Source organism: Acidimicrobiia bacterium, assembly GCA_016650365.1.
Lineage (GTDB): Bacteria > Actinomycetota > Acidimicrobiia > Spongiisociales > JAENVV01 > JAENVV01.
Genome location: JAENVV010000216.1, coordinates 1 through 14,409, shown reverse-complemented (window position 1 = coordinate 14,409; position 14,409 = coordinate 1). Strand labels below are relative to the sequence as shown.

Annotated in this window: 16 protein-coding genes; 7 read left to right on the top strand and 9 right to left on the bottom strand. The window is 60.0% G+C overall.

The window, feature by feature from the left end; genetic code table 11:
- Together JJE47_13005 and JJE47_13000 are read left to right on the top strand one after the other, a co-directional pair.
- Positions 1–1,561: tandem-95 repeat protein (locus tag JJE47_13005; protein MBK5268344.1), on the top strand; the 1,561-nt coding region annotated here is incomplete at its 5' end.
- Between the two features lie 40 nt (positions 1,562–1,601).
- Complete coding sequence (locus JJE47_13000; GenBank protein ID MBK5268343.1) at positions 1,602–2,108, top strand: O-acetyl-ADP-ribose deacetylase; 507 nt, start codon at positions 1,602–1,604, stop codon at positions 2,106–2,108.
- 119 nt (positions 2,109–2,227) lie between these two features.
- On the opposite strand, the gene JJE47_12995 is transcribed toward JJE47_13000, so the two are convergent.
- Positions 2,228–3,724, bottom strand: coding sequence for a hypothetical protein (locus tag JJE47_12995; GenBank protein ID MBK5268342.1), 1,497 nt, complete (start codon positions 3,722–3,724; stop codon positions 2,228–2,230).
- A complete protein-coding gene (locus tag JJE47_12990) occupies positions 3,721–4,218 on the bottom strand; it encodes a sigma-70 family RNA polymerase sigma factor (GenBank protein MBK5268341.1) in 498 nt (165 codons plus the stop codon). The genes JJE47_12995 and JJE47_12990 overlap by 4 nt, the downstream gene beginning before the upstream one ends.
- Before the next feature lie 361 nt (positions 4,219–4,579).
- Here JJE47_12990 and JJE47_12985 point away from each other — a divergent pair, with 361 nt between their 5' ends.
- The gene (locus JJE47_12985; protein ID MBK5268340.1) at positions 4,580–4,762 is read left to right on the top strand and encodes a tautomerase family protein; all 183 of its coding nucleotides are present in this window, start codon (positions 4,580–4,582) and stop codon (positions 4,760–4,762) included.
- Positions 4,763–4,857: 95 nt separating this feature from the next.
- Here JJE47_12985 and JJE47_12980 read toward each other — a convergent pair whose 3' ends face one another.
- From JJE47_12980 to JJE47_12960, 5 genes are read right to left on the bottom strand one after another with little or no spacing between them, the layout of a single operon-like run.
- Positions 4,858–6,333, bottom strand: coding sequence for a hypothetical protein (locus JJE47_12980; protein MBK5268339.1), 1,476 nt, complete (start codon positions 6,331–6,333; stop codon positions 4,858–4,860).
- A gap of 2 nt (positions 6,334–6,335) precedes the next feature.
- A complete protein-coding gene (locus tag JJE47_12975) occupies positions 6,336–6,872 on the bottom strand; it encodes a hypothetical protein (protein MBK5268338.1) in 537 nt (178 codons plus the stop codon).
- Positions 6,859–7,548, bottom strand: a complete 690-nt coding sequence (locus tag JJE47_12970) for a hypothetical protein (GenBank protein MBK5268337.1) — start codon at positions 7,546–7,548, stop codon at positions 6,859–6,861. Before JJE47_12970 ends, JJE47_12975 begins: the two co-directional genes overlap by 14 nt.
- Positions 7,545–8,858 (bottom strand): polysulfide reductase NrfD, encoded by a 1,314-nt coding sequence (gene nrfD, locus JJE47_12965; GenBank protein ID MBK5268336.1) that lies wholly within the window; start codon positions 8,856–8,858, stop codon positions 7,545–7,547. The genes JJE47_12970 and nrfD overlap by 4 nt, the downstream gene beginning before the upstream one ends.
- A complete protein-coding gene (locus JJE47_12960) occupies positions 8,858–9,682 on the bottom strand; it encodes a 4Fe-4S dicluster domain-containing protein (protein MBK5268335.1) in 825 nt (274 codons plus the stop codon). Before JJE47_12960 ends, nrfD begins: the two co-directional genes overlap by 1 nt.
- 256 nt (positions 9,683–9,938) lie before the next feature.
- Here JJE47_12960 and JJE47_12955 point away from each other — a divergent pair, with 256 nt between their 5' ends.
- The 4 genes from JJE47_12955 (at position 9,939) to JJE47_12940 (ending at position 12,687) form a co-directional block, all read left to right on the top strand.
- Positions 9,939–10,562 (top strand): VTT domain-containing protein, encoded by a 624-nt coding sequence (locus JJE47_12955; GenBank protein ID MBK5268334.1) that lies wholly within the window; start codon positions 9,939–9,941, stop codon positions 10,560–10,562.
- Between the two features lie 354 nt (positions 10,563–10,916).
- The gene (locus JJE47_12950) at positions 10,917–11,348 is read left to right on the top strand and encodes a pyridoxamine 5'-phosphate oxidase family protein (protein ID MBK5268333.1); all 432 of its coding nucleotides are present in this window, start codon (positions 10,917–10,919) and stop codon (positions 11,346–11,348) included.
- Positions 11,349–11,439: 91 nt separating this feature from the next.
- Complete coding sequence (locus JJE47_12945; GenBank protein ID MBK5268332.1) at positions 11,440–12,144, top strand: hypothetical protein; 705 nt, start codon at positions 11,440–11,442, stop codon at positions 12,142–12,144.
- A gap of 129 nt (positions 12,145–12,273) precedes the next feature.
- Complete coding sequence (locus JJE47_12940) at positions 12,274–12,687, top strand: aromatic ring-opening dioxygenase LigA (GenBank protein MBK5268331.1); 414 nt, start codon at positions 12,274–12,276, stop codon at positions 12,685–12,687.
- A gap of 141 nt (positions 12,688–12,828) precedes the next feature.
- Here JJE47_12940 and JJE47_12935 read toward each other — a convergent pair whose 3' ends face one another.
- Both JJE47_12935 and JJE47_12930 read right to left on the bottom strand, forming a co-directional pair.
- Positions 12,829–13,653 (bottom strand): MBL fold metallo-hydrolase, encoded by an 825-nt coding sequence (locus JJE47_12935; protein ID MBK5268330.1) that lies wholly within the window; start codon positions 13,651–13,653, stop codon positions 12,829–12,831.
- On the bottom strand, positions 13,650–14,042 hold the full coding sequence (locus JJE47_12930) for a PAS domain-containing protein (protein ID MBK5268329.1): 393 nt from the start codon (positions 14,040–14,042) through the stop codon (positions 13,650–13,652). Before JJE47_12930 ends, JJE47_12935 begins: the two co-directional genes overlap by 4 nt.
- Positions 14,043–14,409: the final 367 nt, after the last annotated feature.

Below are 14,409 nucleotides of genomic sequence, written 5' to 3'. Positions count from 1 at the left end.
GTCCCATGGAACGTTGTCGGGCACGGCCCCGAACCTGACGTACACGCCGGCACTCAATTACAACGGCTCGGACAGTTTCACGTTCAAGGTGAACGATTGGGCTGTGGATAGCAATGAATCGACTGTGTCGATCACGGTCACGCCTGTCAACGATGCGCCGGTAGCGATCGATCAGTCGGTGTCGACGGCCGAGGATACGGCCGTGGCGGTGACGCTGGCAGGGTCGGATGTAGATGGTGATGGATTGACGTATTCGGTGCTGGCTGTTCCAACCCATGGAACGCTGTCAGGCACGGCCCCGAACCTGACGTACACGCCCGCGGCCGATTACTCCGGTTCGGATAGTTTCACGTTCAAGGTCAACGATGGGGCGGTTGATAGCAATACGGCGACCGTGTCTATCACGGTTACGGCTGTCAATGATGCGCCGGTGGCGAACAACCTGTCGGTGTTTACGGCCGAGGATACGGCCGTGGCCGTTACTCTGACCGCCTCCGACATCGACAGCGGCTCCCTCACCTATTCGGTGGTTGGCGGGCCAGGTCACGGAACGTTGTCGGGTACGGCCCCGACCCTGACGTACACGCCAGCTGCCAATTACTTCGGCCCAGACAGTTTCACGTTCAAAGCCAATGATGGGACGGCCGGCAGCAACACCGCAACCGTCTTCATCACGGTGACACCGGTGACTGACGCAGTGCTCCGCTACGTTGGCGTATCCCAGATGCAGAGTGGCGGGACCGCACCGTTACGGGTCACCGTCACCTCGACCGACGGTGGAGCAGTGGTAGGGGGAACGGTCACGTTCGCCGTTGCGGGCAACCCGGGACTGGACTGCGCGCCGACCGTTCAACCGCTGTACGCCAACGGCGCCTTGACTTCGGGAACCGCGTTTTGCAACAAGACATTCAACGCGGTAGGCAACGGAACTACCTTCGTCGTCAACGCCACGCTGACGGGTACTGCCGGTTCGGTCCCGATGGCTGGAGTTCTTGACCCGGTTGCCTCACAGCGGTGCCCGGAGGGGTCTGCCAACGGGGCGGGTACGTGCAACATCGCAGTATTCAAAGGCGTGCAGCACACCATCACCGGTGGTGGCAGTCTCGTGCTGGCAGCTTCGGGCGGCCAGTACTCGGCCAACCCGGGTAGCAAGAAGAACTTCGGGTTCAACGCGGACAGTGGCAAGAAGGGCACCAGCCTCAAAGGCGACATCAACATCGTCTACCAGTACCGGGTGCCGGCAAATGGAGCCCTGGTGGATTACCAGCTCAAAGCGATGGATATCAGCTCAGTCGGCAAGATGGAGATCCTTGGAGAGATCATTTCGTCCACGGGTTCGTTGACCGATTTGTCGACCTCGGTCGTGGTCGTCCCTCAACTGGTGTTGCAGGTCCGACTGACCGATGGTGATGATGATTCCGATCCATCGACGGTAGACAAGGTTTCCTATACCGCCTGGCATCCGACCGACGGCCACCTGTTGTTCTCGACCAACTGGGACAGCACGCTAAACATTCCGAGAAAGCAGACGCTGGACGGCGGCAATATCGATATCAAGTAGGACATCGGTCGGATGACTTTGATCGGATAGCATCAAGTGGATGACCGAAATCTCCGTTGTCCGGGGCGATATCACCAGGCTCGAAGTTGACGTGATCGTCAACGCTGCGAACTCGTCGTTATTGGGCGGTTCGGGTGTGGACGGGGCGATTCACCGGGCGGCCGGGCCGGGCCTCGTCGCCCAGTGCCGCACGCTTGGGGGCTGTGAAACTGGCGAGGCGAAGATCACCGGCGGGTACCGCCTGCCGGCCAAGGCGGTTATTCACACCGTGGGTCCGATTTGGGACGGAGGCGATCAGGGAGAGCCCGAGCTGCTCGCTTCCTGTTATCGCAACAGCCTTGCCCTTGCCGAGCAATACGATCTCAAAACCATTGCGTTTCCGGCTATCAGTTGTGGTGTGTACGGATATCCGATTCCCCTAGCCGTCGATGTGGCAGTGGCGACCATTCGCCAGCATCTCGCCGGGGCTTCGAACCTGGACGAAGTGATCCTGGTCGCCTTCAACGACGAGATCTTCAATGCCTATCAACGGGCGTTGGCGAACTAACTTCTGTCCCCACCTGGTGATACAGAATTATTTGTGTTGCTGGGTAGCGAGCAACCAGATGACGATGTGGATGAGTTCGGCGACAAGGCCGGTTTGGCTTCGGACGAGTCGGAGTTACCTCAGTTGCTGCAGAGACCCTGGCTGAGTGGGGAATCGAGAGGGACCTTGGCGTCGCCGTCACAGATGTGCTTCCGATAGTCGAAGAGCACCAACTCGGCCCCCGAATTCGCCAACGCTCTGACCTGGTCAGGGAAGCCCAATGTCGGGCCGTCGTATGAGAAGGTGAATGCCGCATACGGAAAGTCGCCGCTGGGTTGGGCAGCCGGGATGAGTTCGGTTGCCCCCGAGGTGAACCTGATCTCCACGGTCGCCGTGTCGAGCGACACGAACCCTGCGATTTCGACTCGACTGACATGGTTGCCTTCAGTGTCCCAGCCGTATCTGACATCGAACATGAGTTGCTCAGGGACGAGCCAACCGGAACTCAGTCCCGTTGTGAGGTCGGGGATCGCAGCGTCTTCGACGGGCTGCTCATCGAAAACTGCCACGTCATCGCCCCCTACCTCGTAGTAAAGACGATCTGATTCCTCCTGGCTCAACTCAACTGTCTGAAAGCGCCACAAAGCCTGGATGTCGTCAAGATGCTCGGTCACGCAGGTGCCGATGGCTGATGAGTCGGTGGCGATCTCTGCTGGTCCCGCCGTCGGGTCACCGACGATCTCAGCGGGTGTTCCCGGGTCGGTTGTTGCCAGGCAGGCAATCGTGTTGTTCAAGGCTCGCTGATAGTCCGATGCCAGGACGAAGCCTTTCCTGAGAACCTCGACTTGTTCCGGTGTGGAGTCCGCGGCCAAGTAAGCGATGATCCCGAAGTTGCCGAGGATCTGGCGTCCTAGCTCCAGGCTCATGATCGGACGTAGCTCCAGTTGGGTCACTGTAAGAGTCAGCAGAGCAGGGTCGCGCGGAGCGATCACCAGCGGAATGCCGTCGGCGTTGAGCTCAACGATGACATCGGGCCCCGACCGAATGAACACAGTGTTCGGGCGACTTGGAGATTTCTCAGTGTCGAGTGCCAATCCCGTCAGTTCGTCCGGGCTCATTAGGTATGCGAACAGCACTTGCGGGTCAGGGACGTACGCCCACGTTGACATTGGTGGAGGCCACTCTGCATTCGGGCCGCTGAACAAATCGTCGGGGTCCTCAAGCGTGCTGCCATCGCCCTGGCGGGCGGCGGCGTACACAATGTCGCTCAAGCCTCCTGCGACCCAACGGCGACGCTCGATGAACCAGTTGTCCTGGCTGGCCCACAGGAAGCGTCCAAAGGTGCCGTCGCTCAACTCGAACACCATCTCAAAGCTCGGCCATGCCGCCGCCGCAACCGGACTAATCGGTCCAGGGGCCGACGCGCCGGTCGTCGGCGTAACCGGAGCGATGGCGTCGGGTTGGGATCCGATCAATCCGGAAACACCGATCACGACAGCTACCAGAAGCGCGGCTCCAAGAGCGACACTCCAACCGCGCGTGTTGCGGATCTGGCCTGGCATCGCCGGCACGGGTGTAGCGGCTGTTGCGTGCTCCAGTTTTTGCACATGATCGCGAGCGATGTCGTCGAGTTTCATAAGGTTTCCTCCACACCAAGTTGGGCGGCCAGGGTCTTGCGACCGCTGTGTAAGTGAACACGGGCAGTTGACGGGGCGCAGCCGAGGATCAAGGCGATCTCTTCGGTTGTCAGCGCCTCCAGATAGAACAGAGCGATGGCGGCAGCTTGTTGCCTGGGCAGAGCCCGGACGCCCTCCCAGAATTCTTGGGTCGATTCGGGGAGTTCATACGAGGTTTCGGGGCGGAGGTTTAGCCGGGCGGCTGTTTCGGCGTATACCCGACGAAGCCGGGACCGTGCCTTGTTGACGACCACCTGGCGGACCCATGCCCCGGCCCGTTCGTAGGTGCCGACCTCGCTCCACCGCCCGAAGGCTGCGGCAAACGTCTCTTGAGCGAGGTCTTCGGCTGCGCCCCATGATCCGCTCAAGGTGTAGGCAAGACGCAAGACCGGTCGGTAGTTCGACCGGTAGAACTCCTCGAAGTCGGCTGGGGCCGAGATCGTGACCTCGGCCATTGCATCCGATGATGAGTGCATACTGTTAGATCGCATCAGGTCCCGGGATTGTTTAGTGAGTTTGCCAGGTATCTCACGGCGAATCTGTGGATTCGATGCCTAGAACCCGGACTTCGCGAGCAGAGAGACCCAACGTGGCGCTTTGGCTCTTGAGTTCGTTGTGTCGATTGCCGTTCTGGACCGGATTCTGTCCCACCCAGCCCTTACGTTTGACGGATGACACCAGCAGCCAATTACGCATCCCATATGGGTATTCTTAACGGGCCGGCGGTAGTTCGGACCAACGCCAAAACCACCCACGATATGGAACTGTCCGACGAGCAAGCCCGCTCGATGGCCAGGCCCGCGTAAGGAGCCTGACATGCCACTTGGCACCATCACAGCGCCCCAGAATGCGTTCGCCGACGAACAGAAACAAGCCATGATCACCAACGTCACCGAAGTCATGGTCGACGTCGAAGGCGAGCCATTCCGTGAAGAAGTACGGGCTGGCAACTTCGCCATCGGCGGCAAAGTCGTCGGGGCCCAGCAACCAGATCGGTGAGCCCCTGCGAGGCCGGTTAGAGCCACGAAACGGTACGTTTTCAAAACGGATCGGAGGCGCACCGCCCCCGATCCGTTTTGAACCCCTGGCCCGTACTAACCCTCGACGTAGAACGCGTAGTGGAAAGCCGGCAGGTCCTCTCCGGGATGATCCTCAAAGTAGTTCAACTGTGGGATTCGAAACGTCTGCTGGCCCTCGGCTTCCTTTCCTCGATAGATAGCCGGATAGAGATCCACGAAGTGCCAGCCGGGTCCGCCGGTCGCCTTCAACGTCACATTGACATAACCTTGAGAGTTGAACCCGCAGGCGTATCCCAAGTAGGCGTTGTCATAGACCAGTGCGTAGATGTTGGCTGTTTCGGTCCAGCCGACTCCTTCGAGGTCGATGACGATGTCGTCACCAGCCTTGACCGTCTGTGAAGCGAGCGGCATAGCCTCGGGCGTGACTTGGAAGCTGGTCGTAGCCTCCAATACACCTTTTACGGTAGCCTCAATTCGGTGGGTCCCGCCGACGTCGCCAGGAACCTCGGTCGCTAATGAAACCGCCCCTTCCGAGTCGGCGGTTGCCGTGCCGAACGCCATGCCGGCTTCATCCCAGCCCGACCCCGACACCCGGTTACCGACGATCTTGTACCAGATGAATTCGACTTCGGTGCCAGGGTTGAAGCCCTCGCCGACCAGAGTAAGGGGAGTTCCCACCGGTCCTTGCACATAATCGGTGGCGATCCACGTGTCATCTCCGCCCGGTTCGCCGAGTACCGCTGCTGGAGCTTGGTCAGCTATCGGCGCCGGGAGTATCGGATCCTCATCAGTCACGGTGAATGTGAACTCGAACACCGGGATGTCCGGACGAGGCGACTGCTGCGGGTTCAGGTAAGGGAATGTGTACGCACCGCGGGCCACCTGAATCCTATGAATGCCAGGCTCGCCAGTTGCCGGGATGACGCCGGCGGAATTGCCGCCCGTGGTGACCGCCGAGATCCACCCGGTATACCGATTGTCGTAGATGACTGTGCGGTTGTTTTCTAGGGTTTGCCAGCCCATGCCTTCGACCGTGATCGTGATTGGCGTACCCACCGGACCTTCGGTCGGCGATATGGAGACGGCCATCTCAACGTTGAACAGTGCCTGATTACGAATCACGCCTGCCTCGTCGATCAGGGCTACGTCGTGGCCAAAACCCCAGCCACTCGGGACCTCGAACGTGGCATTGACCACGCCGTCAGGGCTTGACGTCACCTCGGCAAGGCTCTCGGTGATCGGCGTGTATTTCCGTCCGTGGTACTCCTCACCAGCCTCGCCTTGGATCAACCATGAGCCGACTGCCGAACCCCACGTGAGGTCGAACGTGGTTGAGCTTGGGAAACCCTCCCCAACCACATTGACAACCGTTCCTGCCGGTCCGGTTCTTGGATCAAGTCTGAGCGTTCCGACATAGTCAGCTGCGGGAGCTGTCTGTTCGGTGGCCGCCTCAAGAGCCGCAGCTTCATCGCCGGTTCCGCTGGCTACGCACGCACTGAGGATCATGGCGGCGATTGTCGCACCGACCAGAAAAGAGCGCCCACGTTTCATTGTCACCCCTCCGGAATGGTCTCGAGCACGTCTTCAGTGACCGTCAGCAAGGACGGGGCGACATTGAAGGGAGCGAAAGTCCCCACCCGATTGTCAGTACTCGTCGCCACTATTTCATAGTTCAGCGTCCCGCTCGGATAGTCGATCGGGATGTCGAATGACGCAGTCCAGAAGAAATCGGTCGGATTCTCCCGAGGATGGGCACCGTACCGCATCTCGAACACCTGGCCGTCTGCCAACCTGACCTCAACGCTAGCTGAGGCATCGTCAAGTTCGGCCTCGGTGTCTGGATCGAACACTCTCGCTCTCCACACAATCTCACTGTTGCGCGGGAAACGACTGCCGAGCACACATACCTGGCCGCCCCGCTGGTCTTCTGGCACATTGAAAGGACCCCACACGGTGTCGGCTGCTACGGCAAGGGGTGAGTCGACCGCCACGGTCGCCTCGGTTGTAGCCGTGCTACCCCCACACGCTCCCAAAGTGAGAATCACGATCAAGGTGAGTGCAAATATCCGCAAATAACTAGAAGTCGTCATGTTCCGCTCGCTCTCCTTTCCGATTTCGCCGACGGCCGCGGCGTGATGCACCGTTCGTCCGTTCGGCCGATGGATTGTTACTGGCTTGATCAATGGCCCGCGCACCGGCTGCACCAGCCAGCTCTGATGCGCCTCTCTTTACTCCCGCAACTGTCGACAGACCGAGGTAGATGAGCCCCGCCCACAGCAGCCCCACGAGTATCCCGATAACCCGCGGGAGTGCAGTCCGTAGTGCACTGAGCGATCCGCCATCTTCTCGTGGGGCGAAAGCATGAACTGCCTCATCGGGGAATCGGAGGGTTGCAGTTCTCTCCGCCGGTGCCAGCTCCTGGTTGCCCTTGAAGCGAACGATCACGTCGTACTCGGCTCGGCGGGGGTCGATCGGGATCCGGGCCCAGCCGGTGGCGTCGGTGAACGCCCGGCCAATCAGGACCGAGCGTCCCCCGAACTCCTCGGTGGTGAACCAGAACGACAATTCCGCATTGCCGACGGGTTCTGCTTCCGTGGTGAGGCGGCCGGCGATGAGATCCGATAGTTCTTCGCGAGTCGACAGTTCGAGGCGGACGTCGACTTTGGTCGAGGTATCTCCGGTTTCGTCTTGGGCGAGGGCAGGTGCAATAGCGCTTAAGAGGAGGGTTGACATAACAAGCAATGCAAGCGTGCCTAATTGCCTCATATGTCCTCCTCGATTTCTACGGCGCCCAGTTCCAGCATCTCGTGGACCGATAACACTGGCACGAACCGGAACAAGGCCATAAGGCACAAGGGAACGGCAGCCACCGCGCCAGCCGTAACCGTCCACTCGACCCAGCTCGGCCAGTACGTTGCCACCTCACCGCCAATGAGCGGACGGGTCAACGGCGGAATAAACATCAGGTAGCGCTTCAGGAACATGGCGGCCACGACCATCCCCGCAGCGATGGTCACCCCGCCAACCGTCCGGGTTTTCGGGATCGCCACTAAGAGGACCGGCACTGCGAGGCCAAGGACCACGAAGGTCCAGAACGGTCCCGCCCATCGGTCGAGAAGAAGGCTGAAGAGGAGCGTTTCGGTGGACTCCTCGCCGACGTAGCCCTCGGTAGTCACCTCGGTGAACAGTAAGTACGCGTAGCCGACCGCCAACGCAACCATGACGTACCCCAGATTGATCAGGGCTTTTGTTGTGATCCAGTGCTGAAGACGGTAGGCGCGTCGGTAGATGGAAGCGGTCAAGATGACCAGCGCTACACCCGAGTAGATCGCGGCTACCACGAAATAAGGGCCGAAGATGGTGCTGTGCCATCCGGGACGACTCGTTAGCGAGAATGCGTACGACAATACGGTGTGCACCATCACCGCAAGCGGAATGATCAGGACCGCCAGCATGGTCTGAGATCGGGCGAGTAGCCGCTGCTGTTGGGGCGCCCCGACCCAGCCGGCGCTTGCCCAAGAGAGGAAACCTCGCTGGCGTTTGGTCATGGCGATGTCGTCGGGAAACTTGCCTGCGTCAGGAATGATGGGCAGCCAGAAGAAGACGACTGTGGCGAGCAAGTACGTGCTGATGGCCACCATGTCCCAGGCGATTGGTGAGTTGATCTGGAACCGCGTAATGATGGTCCAGGCTCGTTCGGGGTGCCCGATATGGATGATCGGAAACAAAGACCCGATTGCCAGGGTGACCAGAGCGGTTCCCTCCGCGATCCTGGTGATCGGCCCCCGCCACTCGGCATGCGTGAGGCGAAGAATGGCCGAAACCAACGCGCCCCCGTAGCTGAGACCTATGAAGGTGACCAGGTCGACTGTGTACAGGCCCCAGAAAACCCCGTTGTTGAGTCCCGTGACCCCGATGCCCGTTGTTAGCTGAACCACAAATGCTCCGACGCCTGCCAGCACTACCACGCCGAGAAGTCCGGCTGTTAGTCGGAATCGCCACCCTAGGCGGGTTGTTGGCTGAAAGGCGGCGATGGCAAGACCGTCGGCCTCATGGGCGGGAGCGCCGGCGGTCATCAGTAGTCCAGATCCTGACCGTGACCCGACACGTAATACACGCGGGGCTTTGTACCAAGTTCAGCCCGGAATCGCCAGGCGTCGTTAGCCCTCAAATACTGCGACAGCACGAAGTTCTCGCGTCCGTTGGTCATGACATCCTCGACCAGGTCGCCCACAAAGATCGCCTCCATCGAGCACGATGTCAGGCAGGAAGGAAGCGATCCTTCCTCAAGCAAATGCACACACATCGTGCACTTGCTGACCGTCCCTTGTTGCTGAGGCACTGTGAATTCGGGGGTGTCTGCGTGGAAACGTTCGTCGATGGCGGCCGCCTTGTCCCAATTGAAGACCCGGACGTCGTATGGACAGGCGGCCATACACATCCGACAGCCAATGCACACGTCCTGATCGACTACTATCACACCATCGTCGCGGTGGTAGGTCGCTCTAACCGGACAGACCCGAACGCATGGAGCGGTTTCGCACTGCATGCAGAGCACGGGCATGGCGAAGTGCAATCCCTGGGCGTCGACCAGCTCGTAGACCTTGATCCATTCGTCGGTCTTGGGCAGGTGGTGTTGCTCCTGGCAGCCCTTGATGCAGTCCCGGCAACCGTCGCATCGGCGGAGGTCGAACACCATGACCCATTGGTGCGCGAGACCCTGCGCATCGCGTTGTACGGCTTCGATTTCACTGGCGGCCCAGATCCGTTCGACTATTGGTATGCCGGTCAATGCCGCGACGCCTGTGGCTCCGATGACTTCCAGGAATCGACGACGGGAGAAATCCTTTGGTACGCCATTCGACATGGCGTTCCACGCTGGCGTCTCTCCTTGCGCCATAGAACTCTCCTCGTCTTCCCCACACCATGGGAGTCGCGGCAACGACCAGGTAGAGTCTTAAGGCCCTAACCGTAAATTGTCTGTTCGTTCGGGGGCTTCGGGAGGAAGTCCGACTGACCGACCGGCTCAACGCGCTGGCATCGGATCGTCTCGACGAGTTGTGTGAGCCGTTACGAGTCTCGGGAGGGTGCTGACAAGGCGGGGATCCCCCTAAGGGTCGCGGTTCGGATCCGTGGAGTGCGGTTAGCCTGATCCAATGCAAATGGCCGTGTCCTTACTCGACGCCGAATCGCTCCTGCGCGCCGGAGGGCTACTGGCTCTGGTGACGGTGGTCTTTGTCGAGTCGGGGCTGTTGGTGGGCTTCTTTTTGCCCGGGGACTCGCTGCTGTTCCTGGCCGGTTTCTTGGCATCGCCGTCGGGCGGGCAGCTCATGCCACCGATCTGGCTGGTGATGATTTGTGTAGTAGTGGCCGCCATCGCCGGAGACCAGGTCGGTTACTCGTTTGGTCGCCGGGTCGGAAAGGCGCTCGCTCTCCGACCCGAGAACCGCTGGTTCAAGAAGTCGCGGCTTGACCAGGCCGAACAGTTCGCTCAGAAGTATGGGCCTAAAGCCATCGTTTTGGCCCGTTTCGTACCGATTGTTCGGACCTTCACCCCGGTCGTCGCCGGAATCGGACATCTCGACCGTAAGGTCTTCACCCGTTACAACGTGCTCGGCGGCTTACTCTGGGGTGTCGGGCTGCCCGGACTCGGCTACGGATTGGGCGGTGTCGCCCTCGTCCGCAACAACCTCGAGTCTGCAGTGCTCGTGGTCATTGCACTATCGCTCATCCCCGCAGCCATTCAGGTGGTACGCCACCTACGAAGCAACGAGACCTGACGCCGTAACCCTGCGATGCGCAGGAACATGGCAGTCAGAATCACGAGTTGTCGGGCGCGATTGTTTGAGTTACCGCAGGTCTTGAAAAGTGTCCATTCTCGCAGTGCCTTCGAAGTACCTAGGGGACCCGCCGGCCGGCGTAATCTGTGCGTGGATTGTGTGGGCGCGAGATCGCATGGGCGCCGATGAACATAGATATTCAAGATGCCAGGCCTCGTCTCATCGAGATCCTCGGCGAAGCAGCCACGAACGAACTCATGACCCGCGGGCCAAGCTCTCGATCGACCAGGCCATTGAACTCGCTCGAAGCAGGGAGACATCTATAGGATTGATCCCATACACAGGAAGAGAGTCATGACGTATTCATCACCCGGCAGCAGCGATACCGACCACGGTGGACTGGAGGTACTCGACCTGGTGGAGTGTCGGCGCCTCCTTGAACGAGAACAGATTGGTCGTATCGCGTTCGTTTCAGCGGGAGATCCGTTGATCTTGCCCATCAATTACCGGATGCACCGCGGCAATGTCGTTTTTCGAACGACCACAGGAGAGAAGCTCGACGCGGCACGAAATGCGGCCTCGGTCGGGTTTGAGATCGATAGCTGGGACCTCGAAAGCCAGACTGGTTGGAGCGTGATTGTCAGCGGTATTGCCCAGGACGTCGAAGATCCCGAAGCAATTGGCGAAATGAAGACGCTCGGTCTTCGCCCGTGGGCAGATGCCGTCACCAGGAACAACTGGGTCCGCATCATTCCGAACGAAATCACCGGTCGACGAATCAGCTGAGTTCCGTGCGGCTGTCGGATACGGTACAGAGTCGGGTACTCTTCGCTGCTCAGCTCACCGGTGTTCACGCCGCCCTCGAAGGATTCGATCCATGAACTCTCTCCGTCATAGTGCCCGATTTCATCGCCCAACGTTCGTTCGGCTTTTGACGGTTCTCCTTGGGGCGGTTCTGCTGGTGAGCGCCTGCGGCCAAGGGGAGCAGCCCCTGGCATCCCCAACTACCGCTCCTGCGACTGCGTCAACGACCGTCGTGGCCAGTACAACTTCCGAAGCGACATCCACGACCGTGCCTCCGACGACCCTGCCTCCGACGACCACCACACTCGCCGTAGCTACCGTGGTTCTGGCCTTGGCGCCGGACGGGTTGACGGTGATTGACGGCGATACGGGATCGACGACTCAGCTGCCGTTCGGCACTCCGCAGGACTCTGTCGTTTCGGCCGTCGACGCCGTGCTTGGTGAAGTCGCCGTCGTCAATCCGGGCAATGCAGAATGCCCGAATGGTCAGGAAGCTGTGGCGGTCTGGTCCGGTATCCAACTCGAATTCGCCGGCGACCAGTTCATGGCATGGTCCCTGAACCCGGGCTCGGCTTTGACCGACATGACTGGAGTCGGTCTGGACTCGCCTGTGTCTGAGCTGACGGCCAGTTGGGATGTCACGATGTTCGAATCCACCCTCGGGACCGAGTTCAACACCGATGTCGATGGTGCTGGATTCGGCGGGTTGTTGACAGATTCGTCCGACACCGCAACCGTTGCCGCATACTGGGCCGGCCCCATCTGCGCGTTTCGGTGAGTAGCTTGTTCATATAAGGGTCAGTATCCCTGAAGGACTTACGGCAGGACTGAAGGGTCAATCGGACAGGTTCGCCGCTCTGTCGGGATGCCTACGCTTTAGTATCGGCCTCATAAGGAGAGAAGAGATATGAGAAGACTTGCAGCAATTGGAGCCATCGTCCTGGGCGTCTTGCTCCTGGTCGGCGGCGCCGCCACCTACCTGGTGGTCAGTAACACGCTCGGCGAGCAGAACATCGTGACATCAGAGGACGCTTGTCTACCTGGAAACGATGTTAACGGTCCCTTCACGGCCTACTGCCAGGCCAAGGTGATCGATCACCACGCTCTGGAAGCGACCGGCGGCTTGCACTACGCCGAACTTGGACGGGACGACCCACTTCGTGATACGGCCATGAACGCATCGTTCTTGCAGGCATCATTGTTCACATCGGTATTGGCATTTGGTGTGGCGGCGATGGCAATGGGCATGGGCGTCATCTTCATCCTGCTCGGTCTCGGAATTCGAGACGTAGCGGTCACCGTCAAACCTACGACCTCCTAAACGGGAGGTCTTTCCGCAAAAAGAAGGTGGCCCCGTTCCCCCTGGGGCCACCTTCTTTTGCGTTGGTCACGTAGATAGTTGTGATTGTCACTCGAAGGGCCTGCCCACCGTGCCGACGTACGTGGTCAACCCGGGTGGTCTTTAGACCTCGATAATCGTGCCGGCCCGTCCGGGAATCAGCTCGAATGGGAGCGGGTGCGACTTCATGTTGGCGGCAATGGTATTGAGCATCTTGTCGTCGTGACCGGGATCGTGGTGGAACGTGACGAGCGATCCCACCCGGCAGAGCTCGGCGATGTCGAGTGCCTGGTCAAACGTGCTGTGACCCCATCCCTGGCGTTCGGCGTACTCATCGTCGGTGTATTGGGCGTCGTGGATGAGCACATCGGTATTGACCATCAAGTCGTAACCCGACGTCCATTCCGGGTCGGGCGGAAAATGCTCGACACCGAGGGCCGGCTCATGGTCGGGTAGGTACGCCATCGATTTGCCGTCTGTTTCAAGGCGGTACCCGAGGGTTGCTCCAGGATGGCAGACGTAGTCAGCGGTAACCGTGACCGGGCCAAGCTCAAACGTCCCAGGGTTGGTGTCGTGCAGCACCACCGATGAGAGTTCGCGAATATGGACGGGGAAGAGCGGCGGAGAAAGATACCGGCCCAGGAGTTGCTCCAGCTTGAACTCCGCGGACCCTGGTCCCCAGATGTGCACTTCGACTTCGGGGTCGAACATCGGCGAAAAGAACCCGAGTCCCTGGATGTGGTCCATGTGGAGATGCGTGAGCAAGACGTCCACCCGCGACTGCCCCTCAACGGCCTGGCCAAGACGGCGGATCCCTGACCCGGCGTCCAGGACAATGTGGCGATCGGCCGCGGTGACATGAATTGAAGCGGTGTCGCCGCCATATTCGACGGTATCAGGGCCGGAGGCAGCCAGAGACCCCCGTGTCCCGGATAGGAGAATTCTCACGGGATGGGCTCTTCCCAGAACATCGCTACTGCCCCGAGATGCCGATCGCTGAGGCCCTCCACCGGAAACGCCGTTATGTGGAGATGCCGGGCAGCCCCATCACCGGCCTTGATGCGCAACTCGCCGTGTGCAGGATGTCGATCTCGAAGTGCCACTACGATCGGAAGGTCCTCGCTCGGAATGGCCGAACCATCGAGGGCGGTGGTCTGGAAGATGTCAGCCATCTCACTGGCATGAATCGCACCGGCCTCTTCGTAACGAATCCCGAGGGTGGCCTCGGCCGCTTCGTTATAGAAGAGGAGGTCGCCGTTGATATCAATGATCCACACAGGGATCGCCTGATAGGTGGACCATTGACGTAGCAATATCAGTTCTATGGGTTGCGTCATACCTCGCCTCCCGACTGTGCAAAGCGTACTCCGAAGCGAACGAAGCGTCAGCGAATTGTCGTGTTTCTTGTCGGACACTTGGCCGCCGGGGGCACCTCGCGCATTGCCATGCGGGCCGGGTACAGTCAGCCCGGTGATCGATCCTTTCAAGAAACGCCTGATTCGAGTCGCGACTCTATTTGTCGGACTACTTCTGGTCCTGTCCGCTTGCACCACTGCCGGGAGGCCGACGACGACCACGTCGAATCTATCTCCGGAACCCCAGGTGGGGCCCCCGAGTACCACCACCACTGTTGGAGCGGCAGGGGAGCAGATACCACCCATTGGGCTGTCCACCGCAGAACTGGAACAGTTGCCGGGCCGACTG

Bases quoted from the DNA above. Each gene is read 5' to 3' on its own strand.
- JJE47_13000 (MBK5268343.1), top strand. From the start codon at position 1,602: ATGACCGAAATCTCCGTTGTCCGGGGCGATATCACCAGGCTCGAAGTT.
- JJE47_12995 (MBK5268342.1), bottom strand. From the start codon at position 3,724: ATGAAACTCGACGACATCGCTCGCGATCATGTGCAAAAACTGGAGCAC.
- JJE47_12990 (MBK5268341.1), bottom strand. From the start codon at position 4,218: ATGGCCGAGGTCACGATCTCGGCCCCAGCCGACTTCGAGGAGTTCTAC.
- JJE47_12985 (MBK5268340.1), top strand. From the start codon at position 4,580: ATGCCACTTGGCACCATCACAGCGCCCCAGAATGCGTTCGCCGACGAA.
- JJE47_12980 (MBK5268339.1), bottom strand. From the start codon at position 6,333: ATGAAACGTGGGCGCTCTTTTCTGGTCGGTGCGACAATCGCCGCCATG.
- JJE47_12975 (MBK5268338.1), bottom strand. From the start codon at position 6,872: ATGACGACTTCTAGTTATTTGCGGATATTTGCACTCACCTTGATCGTG.
- JJE47_12970 (MBK5268337.1), bottom strand. From the start codon at position 7,548: ATGAGGCAATTAGGCACGCTTGCATTGCTTGTTATGTCAACCCTCCTC.
- nrfD (MBK5268336.1), bottom strand. From the start codon at position 8,858: ATGACCGCCGGCGCTCCCGCCCATGAGGCCGACGGTCTTGCCATCGCC.
- JJE47_12960 (MBK5268335.1), bottom strand. From the start codon at position 9,682: ATGGCGCAAGGAGAGACGCCAGCGTGGAACGCCATGTCGAATGGCGTA.
- JJE47_12955 (MBK5268334.1), top strand. From the start codon at position 9,939: ATGCAAATGGCCGTGTCCTTACTCGACGCCGAATCGCTCCTGCGCGCC.
- JJE47_12950 (MBK5268333.1), top strand. From the start codon at position 10,917: ATGACGTATTCATCACCCGGCAGCAGCGATACCGACCACGGTGGACTG.
- JJE47_12945 (MBK5268332.1), top strand. From the start codon at position 11,440: ATGAACTCTCTCCGTCATAGTGCCCGATTTCATCGCCCAACGTTCGTT.
- JJE47_12940 (MBK5268331.1), top strand. From the start codon at position 12,274: ATGAGAAGACTTGCAGCAATTGGAGCCATCGTCCTGGGCGTCTTGCTC.
- JJE47_12930 (MBK5268329.1), bottom strand. From the start codon at position 14,042: ATGACGCAACCCATAGAACTGATATTGCTACGTCAATGGTCCACCTAT.